This window comes from Flavobacterium silvaticum, assembly GCF_012911565.1.
GTDB lineage: Bacteria > Bacteroidota > Bacteroidia > Flavobacteriales > Flavobacteriaceae > Flavobacterium > Flavobacterium silvaticum.
Map to the genome: position 1 here is coordinate 433510 of NZ_JAAMPU010000107.1, position 18505 is coordinate 452014.

21 protein-coding genes are annotated in these 18505 nt (G+C 42.9%); 15 read left to right on the forward strand and 6 right to left on the reverse strand.

Annotation, left to right across the window (positions count from 1 at the left end; genetic code table 11):
• Positions 1 to 102: 102 nt before the first annotated feature.
• On the reverse strand, positions 103 to 1614 hold the full coding sequence (locus G6047_RS13750) for a S8 family peptidase (RefSeq protein WP_235946551.1): 1512 nt from the start codon (positions 1612 to 1614) through the stop codon (positions 103 to 105).
• Between the two features lie 117 nt (positions 1615 to 1731).
• Here G6047_RS13750 and smpB point away from each other — a divergent pair, with 117 nt between their 5' ends.
• Both smpB and G6047_RS13760 read left to right on the forward strand, forming a co-directional pair.
• Entirely contained in the window at positions 1732 to 2187 is a 456-nt protein-coding gene (gene smpB / locus G6047_RS13755; RefSeq protein ID WP_169528192.1) for an SsrA-binding protein SmpB, read from the forward strand.
• Positions 2187 to 2543 carry a helix-turn-helix domain-containing protein gene (locus G6047_RS13760; RefSeq protein WP_169528193.1) on the forward strand — a complete coding sequence of 119 codons (357 nt, stop codon included), beginning with the start codon at positions 2187 to 2189 and terminating at the stop codon, positions 2541 to 2543. Before smpB ends, G6047_RS13760 begins: the two co-directional genes overlap by 1 nt.
• On the opposite strand, the gene G6047_RS13765 is transcribed toward G6047_RS13760, so the two are convergent.
• A complete protein-coding gene (locus G6047_RS13765; RefSeq protein ID WP_169528194.1) occupies positions 2544 to 3185 on the reverse strand; it encodes a protein-L-isoaspartate(D-aspartate) O-methyltransferase in 642 nt (213 codons plus the stop codon).
• 373 nt (positions 3186 to 3558) lie between these two features.
• On the opposite strand from G6047_RS13765, the gene G6047_RS13770 reads away from it, so the two are divergent.
• The 13 genes from G6047_RS13770 to G6047_RS13830 all read left to right on the forward strand — a co-directional run bounded on the left by G6047_RS13770 (position 3559) and on the right by G6047_RS13830 (position 14400).
• Complete coding sequence (locus tag G6047_RS13770; RefSeq protein WP_169528195.1) at positions 3559 to 4527, forward strand: Gfo/Idh/MocA family protein; 969 nt, start codon at positions 3559 to 3561, stop codon at positions 4525 to 4527.
• Positions 4528 to 4537: 10 nt separating this feature from the next.
• The gene (locus G6047_RS13775) at positions 4538 to 5425 is read left to right on the forward strand and encodes a 3-hydroxyacyl-CoA dehydrogenase family protein (protein WP_169528196.1); all 888 of its coding nucleotides are present in this window, start codon (positions 4538 to 4540) and stop codon (positions 5423 to 5425) included.
• A gap of 61 nt (positions 5426 to 5486) precedes the next feature.
• Positions 5487 to 6680: a DUF1015 domain-containing protein gene (locus G6047_RS13780; RefSeq protein WP_169528197.1), complete on the forward strand. Its 1194-nt coding sequence runs from the start codon at positions 5487 to 5489 to the stop codon at positions 6678 to 6680.
• Between the two features lie 46 nt (positions 6681 to 6726).
• Positions 6727 to 7398, forward strand: coding sequence for a YggS family pyridoxal phosphate-dependent enzyme (locus G6047_RS13785; protein ID WP_169528198.1), 672 nt, complete (start codon positions 6727 to 6729; stop codon positions 7396 to 7398).
• 90 nt (positions 7399 to 7488) lie between these two features.
• A complete protein-coding gene (locus G6047_RS13790) occupies positions 7489 to 8850 on the forward strand; it encodes an exonuclease domain-containing protein (RefSeq protein ID WP_169528199.1) in 1362 nt (453 codons plus the stop codon).
• A 5-nt stretch (positions 8851 to 8855) separates the two neighbouring features.
• Positions 8856 to 9680 (forward strand): ion transporter, encoded by an 825-nt coding sequence (locus G6047_RS13795; RefSeq protein WP_169528200.1) that lies wholly within the window; start codon positions 8856 to 8858, stop codon positions 9678 to 9680.
• The gene (gene miaA, locus G6047_RS13800; RefSeq protein ID WP_169528201.1) at positions 9677 to 10585 is read left to right on the forward strand and encodes a tRNA (adenosine(37)-N6)-dimethylallyltransferase MiaA; all 909 of its coding nucleotides are present in this window, start codon (positions 9677 to 9679) and stop codon (positions 10583 to 10585) included. The genes G6047_RS13795 and miaA overlap by 4 nt, the downstream gene beginning before the upstream one ends.
• A gap of 44 nt (positions 10586 to 10629) precedes the next feature.
• On the forward strand, positions 10630 to 11283 hold the full coding sequence (locus tag G6047_RS13805) for a hypothetical protein (protein ID WP_169528202.1): 654 nt from the start codon (positions 10630 to 10632) through the stop codon (positions 11281 to 11283).
• Positions 11284 to 11287: 4 nt separating this feature from the next.
• A complete protein-coding gene (locus G6047_RS13810) occupies positions 11288 to 11959 on the forward strand; it encodes a hypothetical protein (RefSeq protein ID WP_169528203.1) in 672 nt (223 codons plus the stop codon).
• A 43-nt stretch (positions 11960 to 12002) separates the two neighbouring features.
• Positions 12003 to 12740, forward strand: coding sequence for an acyl-[acyl-carrier-protein] thioesterase (locus tag G6047_RS13815; protein ID WP_169528204.1), 738 nt, complete (start codon positions 12003 to 12005; stop codon positions 12738 to 12740).
• A 20-nt stretch (positions 12741 to 12760) separates the two neighbouring features.
• Positions 12761 to 13390 carry a putative periplasmic lipoprotein gene (locus tag G6047_RS13820; RefSeq protein ID WP_169528205.1) on the forward strand — a complete coding sequence of 210 codons (630 nt, stop codon included), beginning with the start codon at positions 12761 to 12763 and terminating at the stop codon, positions 13388 to 13390.
• 1 nt (position 13391) lies between these two features.
• Positions 13392 to 14000 (forward strand): porin family protein, encoded by a 609-nt coding sequence (locus G6047_RS13825; protein WP_169528206.1) that lies wholly within the window; start codon positions 13392 to 13394, stop codon positions 13998 to 14000.
• Positions 13984 to 14400, forward strand: coding sequence for a hypothetical protein (locus G6047_RS13830; RefSeq protein WP_169528207.1), 417 nt, complete (start codon positions 13984 to 13986; stop codon positions 14398 to 14400). The genes G6047_RS13825 and G6047_RS13830 overlap by 17 nt, the downstream gene beginning before the upstream one ends.
• 55 nt (positions 14401 to 14455) lie before the next feature.
• Here the strand turns inward: G6047_RS13830 and G6047_RS13835 are convergent, their stop codons facing one another.
• The 4 genes from G6047_RS13835 to G6047_RS13850 form a co-directional block, all read right to left on the reverse strand.
• A complete protein-coding gene (locus G6047_RS13835; protein ID WP_169528208.1) occupies positions 14456 to 15172 on the reverse strand; it encodes a response regulator transcription factor in 717 nt (238 codons plus the stop codon).
• A gap of 9 nt (positions 15173 to 15181) precedes the next feature.
• Positions 15182 to 16765, reverse strand: a complete 1584-nt coding sequence (locus tag G6047_RS13840; RefSeq protein ID WP_169528209.1) for a sensor histidine kinase — start codon at positions 16763 to 16765, stop codon at positions 15182 to 15184.
• A 72-nt stretch (positions 16766 to 16837) separates the two neighbouring features.
• Entirely contained in the window at positions 16838 to 17422 is a 585-nt protein-coding gene (coaE, locus tag G6047_RS13845) for a dephospho-CoA kinase (protein ID WP_169528210.1), read from the reverse strand.
• A complete protein-coding gene (locus G6047_RS13850; protein ID WP_169528211.1) occupies positions 17419 to 18420 on the reverse strand; it encodes a glycosyltransferase in 1002 nt (333 codons plus the stop codon). Before G6047_RS13850 ends, coaE begins: the two co-directional genes overlap by 4 nt.
• Positions 18421 to 18505 lie beyond the last annotated feature (85 nt).

Consider the following 18505-nt stretch of genomic DNA (forward strand, 5'->3'; position numbering starts at 1 on the left):
GTAAATCTACTGCTGAATAGAACAATATTGATACTATCAAGGTACAAAATCCTTTACAGAATCAAAACTACAATCCGGGTTCATCCCTTGTTTGTCCCTTCATTATTGGACAGCCAAATTTGCATTTATATTTCCATAGCCGAACTGTGTATGCTTTACCGGATAAAAATTCCCCGAACTTCTCATTCGCGTCAATACCTGAGCCCTTGTCCATGTGGGATATCGTGCCCAAACCAATGTTGCGATACCGGCCACAGTTGCCGTAGCCACAGATGAACCACCAATATAATCTGAAGCATTATTATAATAACTATTGACAGGAACATGGTTATCTGAGACACTTCTCTCCATGGGTGTTGTAAATTCCACCTTGCTTCCGCTGTGACAATCGGAACAGGCCTGATATATACCTTCTTTCACGCCGGTTACGGCAACGGTTTCCGTCATGGATGCTGGAAATATCACACCTACAAAATTAGTATAGGAAGTTGATGTACCTGCCGCACAAAAAATAAGTTTGTTCTTGCTATAAGCATATTTCACAGCATCTTCTATTTTACTTACCGTGATTATATGTCCCATAGACATTGAGATAATCCGGACAGAAGCCATATTTGCCAGATAAGTAAATGCATTCTTCACCCCATTCTGTTCATGATAGCCATCAAGCAAAACATTAGATGCGGCACGACAGGAAATTATGTTACAGTTATAGGCAACTCCCGTTGGCATCGCATTATCATTTCGTGGGGCCGAAATTGTAGAAACCATGCTCGTGCCGTGTCCGCAAAGATCAGATGAACCATCTGTAGTTGTCGACCAGGGCCATATAGAATCCACATAGAATCCAAATTTAGAAATACTGCGATTCGAGGAATAGCCATCCGCAAAGGAACTTCCCAGTAAACTTTGTTCGGAAGAAACACCGGTATCGATAACTCCCACCGTGATGCCAGATCCACTACTTAGATTCCATGCCTGAGGAATTTGGACAGACGTAAAACTCCACGGCACTTTTGCATTCGGAGCTGTCACGCTATAATCTGCAATGGGAAGTATGGCTGTTGTATATCCGCAACCGGATGATGAAGAGGAACTCAAAGTGCTCCTGTTCTGTGCCATCAATCCTGTAAATGAATAATCCGCCGGTTCTATATAACGAATACCGGCCATTCGTCTTAAAGCGGCAACGGTACTTTCTTTTTTGATGATGACATCAATCTGGCAAAGATAATTCTCAGATTGTACCAAAATGTCCGCAATCGGCCTTTGTTCCATTTCTGAAATTTTCAAAAGAAGCTGATTCTGTAACTGCATATGCTGCGGGAATTTACTCCTGTCGAAATCAGCGGCTGAATTTCCAAACCCAATCGTAAACAAAAAATTTCCATGATAACCGGCGCTCCAGATCATGTGATCATCGGAACGTTTCCAATTATATAAGGTCTGGCTGTCCAATACCTTATTGATGCGTGAATCAATTTCTTTGATGGTTAACGGAATCGTGTCCCGCGCAGATCGTGATTCAATTCCGGACTCATCCTGGTTCGAGCAATTCACCAAAGTCAGCGAAAGCAACAATGCACAAAGCATCGTCAAAAGGCGTGTATTCATATCTAAAGGCTTTAAGTTGATGCCGCTAAATTATCGTTTTAAAAACCATCAAGCCGATTTTAACCGTTTAAGTTCGGATAAATCCCTGAACGCACATTTTGATTATATTTGCACGCTATGCAAAAAACGGTGAACATCCAGAATAAAAGGGCCAGGTTCGATTATGAAATCCTCGAAACCTACACGGCCGGAATCGTACTTACCGGAACCGAAATCAAATCCATCCGCCTCGGGAAAGCCCAGATCACGGAAGGTTTCTGTGAATTCCACAACAACGAGCTTTTCGCCATAAACACCTCAATCGAAGAATATGCGTTCGGGAATTCGTTCAACCATTTTTCAAAATCGGAACGCAAACTATTACTCAACAGGCGCGAACTCAAAAGCCTCGAACGCAGCGTAGACCAGAAAGGCCTGACCATAATTCCGTTGCGGTTGTTCACCAATGAAAAAGGAATCGCGAAACTCGACATTGGTTTGTGCCGGGGTAAAAAGACATACGACAAACGCGAGACACTCAAGGAAAACGATACCAAACGCGACCTCGACCGTATCAAAAAAGAATACCGCTAATGAAAGAAATGCTGAAAGAAGCCCGTGAAGCCATCGGCCTAAAGCAGCATGAAGTCGCACGCCTTTTAAAGATCGATCCGGCCTTACTGAGTAAATTCGAGAGTGGCCAACGCATGCCGACACGCGACCAGATAGAGAATTTCGCCGAATTATATCAATGCGATCGTCAGGAATTAGTGACACGGTGGTTGACCCAAAAATTGTTGGATACGATAAACGAAGAACCGCTTGCAACCAAAGCACTCAAACGCGTCCTATCCCAATTGGATACTTCCGAAACGGAATCTGCTGAAACAGACATCCAGAAAGTACTTCGCGAAATGGAAGCCATCAAAGCCGAACTGCGAAAAAAATAATCAGTTTTTATTCTCCAGGAGCGGAACGAACCGGAATTCCCCAAACTCGTGTTTCTCAAACTGAGTTTCATTTTTCCGGATCAGCAACGTCATGATTTGATGTTCGTTACCAAGCGGAATCACAAGCCTTCCTCCTACTTTCAACTGCGCCATCAATGGGGAAGGAATAATAGGCGCACCGGCTGTGACTATGATTGAATCGAATGGCGCGTGGTTCGGCAAACCTTTGTATCCGTCGCCAAAAGACAAATGTTTCGGACGGATTCCCAGTTTGGGCAAGAAAACCGAAGTCTGCTTGAACAGCTCATTCTGTCGTTCAATACTATACACTTTTGCTCCCATCGCACATAAAATCGCAGTCTGGTAACCGGATCCTGTTCCGATTTCGAGAACCTTATCGTCTTTTTTCACCTGAAGCAACTGAGACTGGAAGGCTACGGTAAAAGGTTGCGAAATAGTCTGGCCGGCGGCAATGGGGAACGCTTTGTCCTGATACGCGAAATCGGCGAAGCTGGATTCCAAAAATAAATGACGCGGAATACGGGAAATCGCATCTAGCACACGCAAATCTGTGATTCCTTTTTCTTTTAACTGGGAAACCAGTTGGTTGCGCAGGCCTTGGTGTTTGGCAGTATCTTTCAATTTGGGGACCTAAGTTTTTGCAAATATAATAGAATGTTGATTTGAGATTTGAGGTTTGAATCTAATGGATCTGTAATTTTTAGACCATCATTTTTAGTCCTTCATCATTTGTCTTTCCTCATTCGTCTTTAGAAGCATATTCCGGCTGCCACTATTAGTCCTCGCAAACCGTCCGGCTTTTTGAGGCGTTTTTGAGAGCTTCCGTTGGTCGCTTCAAAAACACCCAAAAAACAGGGCCGCTTTACTGTGGGCTAACCGCTTGTATCCGGGCTAGGCAATCTATTTTAATTACCCTTTTCGTTTTTCTTTCGTCTTTCGTCATTCGACATTTGACATTCGACTTAAAATCCTATTTTTGCTCAAAACAACCTGTATGCTTAAAGTCGGAGTTTTGGGTGCCGGCCATCTTGGCAAAATCCACCTGCGTTTATTACAGCAATCTGATAAATACGAATTGGTCGGCTTTTACGACGACAATCCGGACCACGCCGAAAAGATTTCCCTGGAATTCGGTTATAAACGTTTCCACACCATTGCCACCCTGATCCACGCCGTAGACGTCATCGACATCGTTACGCCGACGCTTTCGCACTACAAATGTGCACGTGTCGCCATCAAATCCGGCAAGCATGTGTTCATAGAAAAACCTATCGCCAATACCGTTGAAGAAGCCGAGGAAATTATTGCACTCGCAAAAGAATTCAACGTCAAAGGCCAGGTCGGGCATGTGGAACGTTTCAATCCTGCGTTCATCGCCACGCGCGACATGATCCATAATCCAATGTTCATTGAAACGCACCGCCTCGCCGAATTCAATCCGCGCGGTACCGATGTTCCTGTAGTTCTCGATTTGATGATCCACGATATAGACGTCATCCTCAGCGTTGTAAAATCTCCGGTAAAGGCCATTCACGCCAGCGGGGTTTCGGTCATTTCAGACACACCGGACATCGCCAACGCCCGTATCGAATTCGAGAACGGATGCGTCGCAAACCTCACGGCAAGTCGTATTTCATTGAAAAATATGCGCAAATCACGCTTCTTCCAAAAAGACGCTTATATCTCTGTAGATTTCCTCGAAAAGAAATGTGAGGTCGTCAAGATGAAAGACGCGCCTGAAAATCCGGGTGACTTCGATATGATCCTCCAAAACGCCGAAGGTGTCCGTAAGCAAATCTATTTTTCCAACCCGGACATTTCCCAGAACAACGCCATATTGGATGAACTGGAAACCTTTGCGGATGCCATCGTGAACAATACACAGCCGGTCGTAACCCTTGAAGATGGAACCGAGGCACTTCGCGTGGCTTACCAAATCATCGACTATTTCAATAAAAAATAATATCAAAATAATGAATACAATTGCTGTAATTGGCGCCGGAACCATGGGGAACGGAATCGCCCATACGTTTGCGCAAAGCGGCTTCACCGTTAAACTCATCGATGTATCTGAAAAGAACATTGAAAAAGGCATGGCGACCATTGCGACCAATCTGGACCGGATGGTTTCAAAAGGCACTATTTCTGAAGAAAAAAGAACCGAAACCATAGCCAATCTGATTACTTACACAGATTTAAAAGACGGAGTAACCGGAGCAGATTTAGTTATCGAAGCCGCAACCGAAAATAGTGACCTCAAGCTCAAAATATTCAGCGACCTCAACCAATACTGCAGCCACAATACGATTCTTGCGACCAATACATCTTCGATTTCCATTACACATATCGCTTCTGTAGTGGCCCACCCGGAACGCGTCATAGGGATGCATTTCATGAATCCGGTGCCTATTATGAAACTGGTTGAGATTATCCGCGGGTATTCGACATCTAACGAAGTCACCAAAATTATCATGGAGCTTTCTACAAAGCTTGATAAAGTACCTGTTGAAGTCAATGATTATCCGGGATTTGTCGCGAACAGGATCCTGATGCCGATGATAAACGAATCGATTGAAACCTTGTACAACGGTGTCGCCGGAGTCTATGAAATCGATACGGTCATGAAACTCGGAATGGCGCATCCCATGGGGCCTTTGCAACTCGCCGACTTTATTGGACTTGACGTGTGCCTGGCTATCCTGAATGTAATGTATGACGGTTTCAAAAATCCTAAATACGCTCCTTGCCCACTCTTGGTCAATATGGTCCGCGCCAAAAAACTCGGTGTAAAATCCGGAGAAGGCTTTTACGATTACAGCGAGAGCAAAAAAGCCGAGAAAGTCTCATCACAATTCTTGTGATCGTTTTTTCACCAGCCTTGTACCCATTGTTAATTATTAACTGTAATTGTTAATTCGAATTTTGCCTAACATAGTTCCCTTCAAAGCCGTTCGTCCATCCCGCGACAAAGCATCGCTGGTAACATCTCGGCCCTATGAAGATTATGGAGCAGCGGAACTGGCGGCCCAACTTGATTTCAATCCGTATTCGTTCCTGCACATTTTGCATCCGGGTTTTGTCAATGTACAAAAGGAAGAACCACAGAAACGTTTTGGCAATGTGCGCGATAAGTACCATGAATTCAAGCACTCCGGGATTTTGCTTTCGGAAGAATATCCGATGTATTATCTGTACGAAACCAAAAGCGGCGACAGGACTTTCACGGGAATAATCGGCGGGATTTCACTTGAGGATTATCGCGATGGTAACATCAAACGGCACGAAGACACACTCGAATACCGCGTCGCCCATTTTAGTGATTATCTTGAAATGACAGGTTTCAATACGGAACCTGTGTTGATTTCCTATCCGGAAAAAAAAGAACTTGCCGATTATATTGCTCAAAAGAAAAACAAGCGCCCGCTCTATCATTTTTCGAGCCCGAACAAAGATTTGCACACACTATGGCGTATCAAGGAGCCTTCGGATATTGAATTGGTGAGAAAGGCTTTTTCAGAAATCCCATCCTTATACATAGCTGACGGGCATCACCGTATCGCATCGGCCAACGAATTATGGGAACGACACCCTGAAAATACAACCGCGGGTTTTGTCATGGGTTTTATGATTGCCGAACCCGAGTTGCATATCTATGAATACAATCGGTTAATCCGGAATCTGGAACATTTGGATAAGGCGGAACTTTTACACAAACTGGAAGCCTCATTCGTTATTGAAAACCACGGTCGCGAATTGTGGAAACCGACTCGAAAAGGGCAATTCGGAATGTATATGGGAGGTGAATTCTTTGCCTTATCTGCCAAAAAAAATACTGCAGCGACCGATGCCGATTTACTCAATGATGTTGTTTTTTCAGCTATTTTCCAGATTACGGACTTAAGGAACAGCAGCCGTATCGAATACCTGCCGGGAAATGTGCCCATAACTAAAATCATCGAAAAAGTTGACAGTGGCGAATTTGCCGTGGGGTTTTCGTTGTTTCCGATTGCATTTGAAACCATTCGGGCAGTTGCGGACAGGAATGAAATACTTCCACCAAAAAGCACTTATATTGAACCTAAGTTCAGGAATGGACTGGTGATTTATGAATTGTGAGCTGTTGTTGATTTGTTTATGTGTTGATTTGAAATACGGGAATTGAATGTCTATATCCGAGAATCTTTCTGAAATAAAAAAGTCGCTTCCGACTCAGGTTACGCTTGTTGCGGTTTCAAAGACAAAACCGGTTTCTGCTATTCTTGAGGCTTATAATTCAGGACAACGCATCTTTGGGGAGAACAAAATACAGGAAATGGTCTCGAAATTCGAAGACTTGCCAAAAGACATCGAATGGCATATGATTGGGCATATACAGACAAACAAAGTCAAGTTCATGGCGCCTTTCGTAGCTTTGATTCATGGAGTCGATTCATTTAAATTGCTTCAGGAAATCGATAAACAGGCCCAGAAAAACAATAGGATCATTCCGTGCCTTTTACAAGTTCACATTGCGACTGAGGAAACCAAATTCGGGCTTGATGAAACCGAATTGTTTGATATTCTGGATTCTGCCGAATTTAAAAACATTAAAAATTGTACGATCAAAGGTTTGATGGGAATGGCTTCGTTTACAGATGATGAAACTCAGGTGACATCTGAATTCCAATCACTTAAAAAAATATTTGACGCTATATCGAAACTTCCTGTGACCGATAATTTTTCTCCCGAAATCCTCTCTATGGGAATGAGCGGCGATTATAAGCTCGCAATAGCATCCGGAAGCAATATGGTTCGGATTGGAAGTAGTATATTTGGGGAAAGAACTTATTTTTAGTCCGAAAAGTCAGGAAAGACCGAAAAGTCGGGAAAGACTGAAAAGTCCAAAAAGACAGGAAATCTAAAAATCCAAAAGTCCAACAATCTATTGTACGCCATTCTCGACATAGAAACTACCGGCGGTGCCTTTAATGAAGAAGGCATTACCGAGATTGCAATCTACCGCTTTGACGGGCATGAAGTCACAGACCAATTCATCAGCCTTGTCAATCCCGAAATCCCGATCCAGCCTTTTGTGGTCAAACTCACCGGTATTAGCAATGCCATGCTGCAATCGGCGCCCAAATTCTATGAAGTCGCCAAACGCATCCTTGAAATTACGGACGGCTGTATCATTGTAGCCCACAACTCTTCTTTCGATTACCGTGTTATCCGCACCGAATTCAGGCGGCTTGGTTTTGACTGGCAGGCACAGACACTGGATACGGTCGAACTTGCCCAACGATTGATTCCAGATATGCCTTCGTACAGTCTTGGCAAACTCGCACGGTCGCTTGGCATTCCGGTCGCAGACAGGCACAGAGCCAATGGAGATGCGATGGCTACCGTCAAGTTGTTCAAGATGTTGCTTGAAAAAGATGTCGAAAAAGAAATCGTAAAGACATTCATCAAGACCGAAGTAGAGAAAGGAATGGTTCCGAGGCTGATGGATTTACTCGACAAAGTGCCTTCAAGAACCGGAATCTACTATTTGCACAAAGAAGACGGCACGATCATTTACATTGGCAAAAGCCGCAACATGCGCAAACGGGTCAACCAGCATTTTACCGGAACAACAGCCAAATGCAAGAAAATACAGCTCGAAACCTACGAAGTCACGTTCGAGGAAACGGGAAGCGAATTGGTTGCTTTGCTCAAAGAAAGCCAGGAAGTCAAGGTACACCGGCCAAAATACAACCGGTCACAAAAAAAGACGCAGTTCCAATGGGCTATGTATTCGCATTTGGACAAATCGGGATATTTGCGGCTCAGCGTTGAAAAATTCGACCGGTCCAAAAAAGAAATTACGGCTTTCAATTCGATTGTCGAAGCCAAATCGGCCATGCATCGCATCACGCAACGCTATGAGCTTTGCCCAAAACTGACCGGAATAGACGATTCAAAGGAAAACTGCCATTCGTATACGCTCAAAACCTGTGACGGTGCTTGTGTCGGGATGGTTTCTGCAGCAGATTACAATGTTCGCGTAAACGGTTTTATTGCCGATTATACATTTACCGATGAAAACATGATTATCCTTGATCGCGGCCGAAATGTTTCGGAACGAAGTGCAGTACTGATTGAAAACGGCGTGTATAAAGGATACGCCTTTTTCGATTTGAACTACCAGGTCCGCAATGCCGATGTGCTACACAAAATCCTTGTCGGGATGGAACACAATAGGGATACGACTGCCATAATCCGGATGCATCTGCGTAAAAACCGCAACCTGAAAACCATCCGGTTCTAAAAAGTATGCAGCAGGAAGGCACAAATACAGGTTTTCGGTACAGGCTTCACACCATAATCTACGAAGCCGATACACGGGCCGGCAAACTGTTCGATTTGATTTTGCTGGCACTGATTGTATTGAGTATCGTGGCCGTGATGCTTGAAAGTGTCGTCCCGATCAAGTATCGATACGGAAAGGAACTGCAAATTGCGGAATGGATCATTACCGCTTTTTTTACCCTTGAATATTTTGGCAGGCTGATCTCTGTAAAAAAACCGGTGGTCTATGCGCTGAGTCTTTACGGTATCATCGATTTACTGTCGGTGCTTCCGGGATATATTGACCTGATTTATCCGGGGGCGCATTTTTTGGTGGCATTGCGAGCTGTACGTTTACTTCGGATTTTCCGTATACTGAAACTCGTGCATTTCGTCGGAGCCGGAAATCAATTGGTGGAAGCGCTTAAGAAAAGCCGGAATAAAATTGCTGTTTTCCTTTATTCGGTCATTGTATTGTGCATTATCCTTGGAACCATAATGTATATTGTCGAAGGCCCGGAAAGCGGATTTACGAGCATTCCGATGAGTGTTTACTGGACAATCGTCACGCTTACGACCGTCGGTTTTGGGGACATTACGCCCGTCACTCCTTTGGGTCAGTTCATTTCAACCATCATTATGATTTTGGGTTATGGAATCATTGCCGTTCCTACCGGTCTTATAAGTGCGCAGCTGATAAAGAACGAACCTACAAGCCTCAACACACAACGCTGTCGCAACTGCAACGCCGACCATCATCGCGATGATGCCATATATTGCTACAATTGCGGATATAAGCTGAATTTATGAGTGATAAAAAATACCTCATAACCATCGTAGGCCCTACCGCAATTGGGAAAACCGCGCTTAGCATCAGACTGGCACATGAGTTTGATTGCGAAATACTGTCGTGTGATTCGCGTCAGTTTTATAAGGAAATGACAATTGGCACTGCGGTTCCCGATGCGGAAGAACTGGCAGCGGCAACACATCATTTCATCCACAACAAATCAATTACAGACGAATACTCGGTTGGGGATTTTGAAAAGGAAGCAATTGCCCTACTTGACCATTTATTTACAAAACGCAATGTCGCCATCATGGTCGGCGGTTCCGGATTATATGTGGATGCGGTACTCAAAGGTTTCGATGAATTTCCGGAGATAGATAAAGTTATAAGAGAAGAAATAACGAAACAATTCGAGCAACACGGAATTTCATGGCTGCAGAATGAAGTCGGGAGCAAAGATCCGGAGTATTATCAATCGGTCGACAGGCAGAATCCGCAGCGTTTGATGCGCGCACTCGAAGTCTGCATCGGAACCGGCCTTCCCTATTCTTCTTTCCGCAACCGCAAAAAAAACACCCGGAATTTCGAATCGATTGTCATTGGCCTTGACACCAATCGGGATGTTTTATATGACAGAATCAATTCCCGTGTAGACATTATGATGCGTGAAGGCTTGCTGGCCGAAGCCGAATCGATGCTTCCGTACCGAAATTACAATGCATTACAGACAGTAGGTTATAGAGAACTTTTTGATTATTTCGACGGAAAAACGTCACTTGAAACTGCCATAGAAGAAATCAAAAAAAATACGCGACGCTTTGCCAAACGCCAGTTGACGTGGTTTCGCAAAAATCCGGATGTGAATTGGTTCGATATCGGACTTGATGAAGAAATTGTAAAATTCATACTACAAACAATTTCCTAACACAACCTTTTTTCTTTTCTGCGTCATTAGTAAAACCAAAACCAATGAATAGATATATTTCGGCTCTACTCCTTTTGGGCCTTGTATCATGCCAGGATCGATATGATGCAGAAAAACGTATTCTTCTGGATTTACACGTAACGGATCAGCAGGGAAATTCATTAGCCGGAAAGCATATGGAAATTTTTGCCGATGATGGCAGCGATTACTATATAGGCGGCGACAGCGACCTCATTACGTACGGAAATACAGATAGCAACGGAAATATACGATTGGTGTTTCCGGTTCGGGAAAACTACGCTTCGGTCTATGCGCTGAATTTTGAAGGAGATGATGAATTCGAGCAAACATCCTATACGTTAATCAAGGAAAGCGATTGTGTTGACTATAAAGTTCCCGTTTCAGCACTGACGCTTTTACGTGCTGAAGAAACGGTAACACTCTCTATCGAATCGGTACCTGTTTCAAACCAGCAGCTGTTTTGGCTGACTATAGAAGGGCCTCATAGTGGCAACATAGCGTATAGTATGCCTGAATCCGACTTCGATTCCAATTCGTATTACTATTCCGATTTTCAGGTCGCCAAAAACAGTTCTATCCTTATCAAATACATTACAAATTTGAACGGAGCGCTTACAAGGCATGAACAAACGGTTGAAATAGGAACCGAAGATGTGCAATACGTCCTTAATTATTAGCCTTATGAAAAAGATAACTACACTTTTAGCGGTTCTGTTTTTTATATCGGCTTTTGGTCAGGAAAAAAAAGAAAAAGCGTGGAAAAAAGATATTCATGCAGATCCATTATTGCGCGCATATGTTTTTTACCCATTGGCCACGGGAAATAATACATTGGCAAAAGCACACCGTGAAAATCCGGGTATTGGAATCAATATGAGCTTTGTAAGTATTTACAATTTTCATATTGGCGCCGGTTATCATTATACTCAATATCTTGTAACGGATAGAGCGCTTGCAGGGAATTTCCGGCATTCCAATTATTGGGGATTGTATCCTTTTGTTTCTTATGAGCTGCCTGTGCATAAGTACGCTTCGATTTGGCCCGAAGCTGGATTGGGCTATGCCAAGATTAAACAGACGTATTCAGGTGAGCGTGTCAGTAATCAGGAAGGTGCTGAATTTAGACTAAGTTTATTTGCCGATTACCGATTTTCCAGATACTTCTCAATTTACACCGGAGCCAATTACATCTACAGTAAGATGAGAATTGCCGCCAATCCGGAGATACGTGACTTCTACGGCTCTTTGAGTCAGTTACAATTCTGCCTGGGTTTTCAGTTTGAAGGACGACCGAATCATCCCAAAGAAGATTGGCAGGACAACAAAACGGATTCCAACATACAGAATCCATAAAAGAACGGTCAATAAAGTATCTTGCCCGACAAAAATTCAAATTATGCCTATCTCAGCGGAATTCACATCTGTTTTAGAAACCCAACACACCATAAACTTCACCGAATGTTATCCGAACGGTTTTTTACGATATACCGATTTGTGCAACATTCTTCAGCTTGCCGCCGGTGAACATGCCGAAATGGGCGGCATCAGTTTTTCTGACATGCAGGAATTCGACCAGGCTTGGGTCATGAGCCGTATGCGGATTGAGATTGACCGATTGCCACGCTGGAAAGACAAAGTGGTCGTAAAAACATGGATCGTCAACCTTGAAAATTCGCGATCGGTTCGGGCACTTGAGTTGTATTGCAATGATAAGAAATTTGTTGGGTGCGAAACATTCTGGGCGGTTTTCAATACAAAATCGCGTCGGCCGGAAGCGTTGGCTCTGCCTCATGAACACTTTGAGAAATTCAATGACAGGTTTTCAACCGAAGAACGGGTCAGGCGTATTGAGCTTCCTGTCGATATGAATTCCGTAGGAACGAAAAAAGTGGTCATGTCTGACATCGACATCGTCAACCATGTAAATAATGTAAAATACCTGGAATGGTGCCTTGACATGGAACCTTCGGAAATCGTTTTATCGGGAAAAATCAAGGCTTTGGACATGAATTTCATGAGTGAGGTTTTGATTGAGGAGGATGTTGAAATCAATAGATCTGAATCTGAAAGAAAAATAACAGGCTGCATTTTACGCAACCAAAAACCGTGTTTTGCCGTCGAGATTCAAATTTAATCTTAATAAATTAATACGACATGAAACACATCCTTTTTATCCTGACTGTTTTGTTTCTTTCCTCATGTACCAGTGATTCTGTCAGTGCTGAATTACTGATAGTTCAATTACATCTGGTCAATTCTGATGCAAGCGCGGCCAGCGGAATAAATGTTAGTGTCAGTTCTTCAGACGGATCTTACGAAGACGCTCTTGTACACGGAATCACCGATGAAAACGGCAACGTACAATTGGTATTCCCTGAATTGGAAGACAAGGAATATGCTGTTTCATTCCTTGAAAATGAGGTCTATCTGGAGCATCAGATAACAGGTCTGCAGCACGGCGATTTTTCTAATTATACCTTTTCGCCTGAAAATTATGTTCTGTATAAAAAGGCTGAATCGGTAACATTACAAATCATACCCCATAGCATTTCCGAAGCTTCGATACTTTCCGTTTGGGTTATTGGAGACGTTATCCCGGAATCTGTAGACTGGCACCCGGAACCAAGTATTACGGATGACTATTACTTCCGGACGCGCTACACGGTTTTAAAAAACAGCAATGTCACCGTGCATTATCTGATACAAAACTTAGGAACAATACAGGAATTGACCGTCAATGTGTCTATTCCCGATTCTGATATAACCTACAATCTGGACTATTGATATGAGACATTTATGTTCTGCTATGCTCTTGATTGTGGCCTTTGCAAGTCATGCACAAGATGAAAAAATACACTTCAGGCCTATATTTCGGGCGAATCTTGCTTTCCCATTAGCTGTTGGCGACAACTATATCAATCGGGAAAACAATGACGGAGGCGGCGGGTTTGTATCAGTTTATTTGCTCGAGTATCGCAAATTCCAGCTTGGATTGGGAATCGGAGGGATAAATTTTACCGGAAAGCAACGATATGACGGTTCGGAAAAAAGCAATACGTATATGTCTGGCGGCCCTATGTTGCGTTATGAAATACCCATTTCCAAACGCATTAAAGTTTACCCTGAAGTTTCAGCGGGTATAGGACTTATTTTCAATGACTGGGAAGAGCCTGGCGCAAGCGATATCAAAGGCGGGTTCTTGCTTTCATATGGCTTTGGAAGAAAATTTTCCCTCATAGCCGGAAGCGCATATCAGTATGGCAAAATAAGCGTCGAAACCCGCAGTGACGTCAAAAATTATTACAGTGACTTCAGGGATTTCCAATTTTATTTCGGAGTACAGATCGATTTCAAACCCCGCACAAAAACTTCAGGAAATGAAAGCAAAAACTAATCTTTTGAAACGGGTAGCATTATTTGTTTGCGCTGGAGCGGCATTATTGCTTATGGCATTTACCTGCGATGATGATTTGGACAGGAACTATGTTTTTTACAATCATTCCGGTGAAATGCTCTATCTGTACGAGAATTATGCGACCGATTCCATCATGCCTGCCGATTTAACGACAGAACCTGGCAGAACCGTTTCAATTGACGAATTACAGGAAGAACATTTCGCTGATATAAATTTCTCCGACGGCAAAAAACTGGATCTTCTTATCTTTAAAAAATCGACTGTCGATTTATACGGATGGCCGACTATAAGGGAACAGAATATTTACGACAAGCGTTTCTTCATTAGCCTCGACAGCCTTACGCAATTGGATTACAAGGTTAAATATTACGGAGATTGAAAACTTTGAAAAGTCAATCCAAAAAAAATCCCCGACTCATGATCGGGGATTTTTATTATTTCTCTGTTTTATTCTTGACGACCAATCGGAAACCTTCGCCGTGGATGTTCAGGATTTCAACATCTTCGTCCGGCTTGAGGTATTTTCTAAGCTTCGCGATGTAAACGTCCATGCTTCGTGACGTGAAGTAATTATCGTCTCTCCAGATTTTTGTCAGGGCTAATTCCCTTGGCATCAAATCGTTTTCGTGAAGCACAAGCATTTTTAAAAGTTCATTCTCCTTAGGAGACAATTTGATCGGCTCTTCGTTCTTGAACGTCAGGAAACGCAATTTTGAGTTTAGGTGGAAATTACCTATCTGGAACTCGAAACGCACGTGATCGTTCTTGACATCGGCAGATTTGCGTTGGATGATGGCCTTGATTTTCATCAGCAATACTTCTGAATCGAACGGTTTGTTCAGGTAATCGTCTGCTCCAACTTTGTAGCCTTTGAGCACGTCTTCCTTCATGGATTTGGCCGTAAGGAAAATAATCGGCACATCTTTATTCTTTTCACGGATTTCCTTAGCCAGCGTGTAACCGTCTTTATACGGCATCATCACGTCAAGGATGCAAAGGTCGTAGGTATCTTTTTTAAACTTTTCGAAGCCCTCCATTCCGTTTTTGGCAAGCGTCACGTCAAAATCATTGAGTGTAAGATAGTCTTTGAGGATGGCGCCAAAATTCTGATCGTCTTCGACCAGGAGGATCTTCTTATTTTCGGTTTCCATAGTTTTAGCTTAATTGATTAATGGTAGTTTTATGATGAAGGTACTTCCCTTTCCCTTTTCACTTTCAACAAATATTTGGCCGTTGTGATCGTCTACGATCCGTTTGACATAAGCCAGGCCGAGCCCATGTCCTTTTACATTATGTATGTCTCCCGTGTGTTCGCGGTAGAATTTCTCGAATATTTTTTTCTGCGTCGCTTTACTCATCCCAATTCCGTTGTCCTTTACTTTTACAATTACGAAATCTTTGACGTTTTCGGTTGTAACCAGAATTTCAGGAATGCCCGGCGTATATTTTACAGCGTTCTCCAAGATGTTCACGATAACGTTCGTAAAGTGTACATCGTTGAGCAAGACCGTTGACCTGACTGCTTTTAAATCTGCATCGATACTACCTTGCCTGTCTTCGACAATAAGACTGACATGTTCTATCGCTTCCTCGATTATTTCGTTCAGGTCGGTTGATTCCTTAGCAATGTCAAGCTCTTTTTTCTCGAGTTTTGAAATCCTGAGGACATTTTCGACCTGGGCGTGCATCCGTTTATTTTCATCGCGTATCATTTGCAGATAGCGTTTCACCATTTCCTGGTTCTCAATGACCTTAGGATTCTTGATGGCATCTAGTGCAAGGTTGATGGTTGCAATAGGCGTCTTGAATTCATGTGTCATATTGTTGATGAAGTCGGTTTTGATCTCCGATATCTGACGCTGCTTGATCAACTGGTTCAATGCACTTGAATAGGCAATGATGATGATGAGTGTAAATACGATTGACAAAATTGTGATTCCGATAAGTTCCGAAAACAGGAACTTCTTCTTTTGAGGGAAACTGGCGAGTAACTGATACTTGTAATTCCCGTCTTCATCACTGAAAATCGGAATGGAATACGTGTCCTTTTTATCAAATACGAAATTCTCAGATTTGACTTTTGTTGCCAATCCATTGCCGTAAACACCGAATTCAAAAGGTGTCTTTACACCAAATTGTTCGAGTTCGCGCTTAAGCAAATGATTGAGGCTATCGGCTGGGATACGCTGTTCAATGGGTTGCAGTTTTGAGAGATCCTTATACATCTGGACAAACTGCAATTCATTGAATTCATCCAAAGGGCCGGATTTCTCTATTTTGATATCCGGATTTATCTGACGTCTTACAGAACCGTCATCTACCTTTCGCCCGTTGTAAATCTCAGTGGTACGTTTACCAGAGAAACTTTGCAATTTCACACTATCGGGTAATTTATCAAAGAACGATGGGGTAATCTTGTAATCTTCGGCAAAAATATTATTGGAATAAATTATGGTCTCGTTTGTGCGCCTATCTCTCTGGAAATAATACGTTTCGAGGAAATCTTTGTTCCCCGGCATTTTTCCGGTACTGTCATAAACATGTTTGGCCTGACCAACGAATGCGTTGTATTCCTTCTTTTCAAGCTGTTCGGCAACATTACTCATTACCTGCTTCACGTGGAAGCGAAACTGCTCGTCGTTATTTTTGAACGAGGTATTGAACCAGTAGACCTGAACGAGTATTATCCCTATGAGAGACAGGCTCATAAGCCCCACCAGCACCCGAAAGAACAACTTATTCATTATTCACAAATTTAACATTTTAACATTTAGTCATTTAAAGCATTAACCAAACATTAACAGAGTACTGATTTATTAAAGATTTTTCAGTGATTTTAAGATTTCGTCGAATTGCGTGCGTGTCTTTTCCAAATCTTCATTTAAAATGACATAATCGCTTAGGGCAGCTTTCCTGTCATCGTCCCATTGATTTTTCATTCGTGCCAGGACAGATTCACGCGTAATCGAATCGCGTTTCATTACTCTTTGGATTTTGCTTTCGACAGATGCAGTAACCGTAATGATGGCATCACAATCTTTGTAAGAACCGCTTTCAAAAAGAATTGCCGCTTCACGCACAACTATAGGATACTGTTCGTGCTGACTAAGCCACTTGGCGAAATCCTGACGAACCGCCGGATGAATGATGCCGTTAAGTTGTTCCAGTTTTTCAGGCGAATTAAAAACTATGGCCGCGAGTTTTTTCCGGTCAAGTGAAGTGCCGGAAATGACCGATGCGCCAAAAGAATGTTCGATGCGGCTTAAAATATCAGGTCGCCGTGTGACTTCTTTAGCCTTTTCATCGGCATAATAAACCGGGATATCGTTTTCTTCAAAGTACAGCGCCACGGTTGATTTTCCGCTGCCGATTCCACCTGTCAACCCTATAATCTTTGTCATGTCGATTTAAAAAATAATTCGGGAAATACTTCATGAGGCCTTTTTTTCAAGACCCGGACGTTGATATACGACTTCAAAAAGCCGGTGCCGTAACCATAAAACTGAATCGATATGGCAATTATTGCAAGCACTCCAATCGTAAGGCTTTTAGTCGAAAGTATGGCAATCAAAAGGGCAATCATAAAATAGCTGATCGTCGCATAAAGCAGATATGGAAATCCAAGGAAGAACAATACTACCGATGCCAAAACTCCTATCAAAAACAAAGAGGGCATCCAATACGTCACTTTTGAAAATTCCGGATACCAGGAATCCAGTATCGGCCTGGCCTTACCGAATTTATTGACCTGTTTGTAGAACTTGCCCCAATCGATACGTCTTTTGTGATAGACGAATGCCGATGGAAAAAGCCTTGTCTCAATTCCCATTTTCCAAAGCCTGATGGAAAGATCCGGATCTTCTCCTGGGTGTATGTTACCGAATCCGCCTGATTTTTCAAAAGCGACCTTAGACAGCCCCATATTGAAACTGCGTGGCTGGAACCGTGATAATTTCTCTGATCCACCGCGGATTCCGCCCGTTGTCACAATAGATGTCATGGCGAAATTTATCGCTTTCTGTACATTTGAAAAACTTGGCAAGGCAGCATCGGGGCCACCAAAACAATCCACATAATGTGTAGCTAATTCTTCACTGACCGTTTTGAGGTAATGTGGTGGAATGATACAATCTGAATCGAAAATCAGGAAGTAATCTCCTTCTGCCTTTTTCATCCCGAAGTTACGTGAATCACCCGGGCCTGAATTGGTTTTGTTGTAATACGAAATTTTCAGCCTGTCAAAATACTTCTGGACGACAGACCAACACGGAAACGTAGAGCCATCTTCCACGATCACGACCTCGAACGGCTTATCGAAATCCTGGAGCAGCAGGCTCTCCAAAAACTCCCGTATTTCTTCGGGACGATTGTACACAGGAACGATAACCGAAAATAACATAACTCAAATTTTAACAAATATAAGCCGAAAACGGGCATAAAAAAACCATCCTTCACGGATGGTTTGATATTGTATTATTAAGATT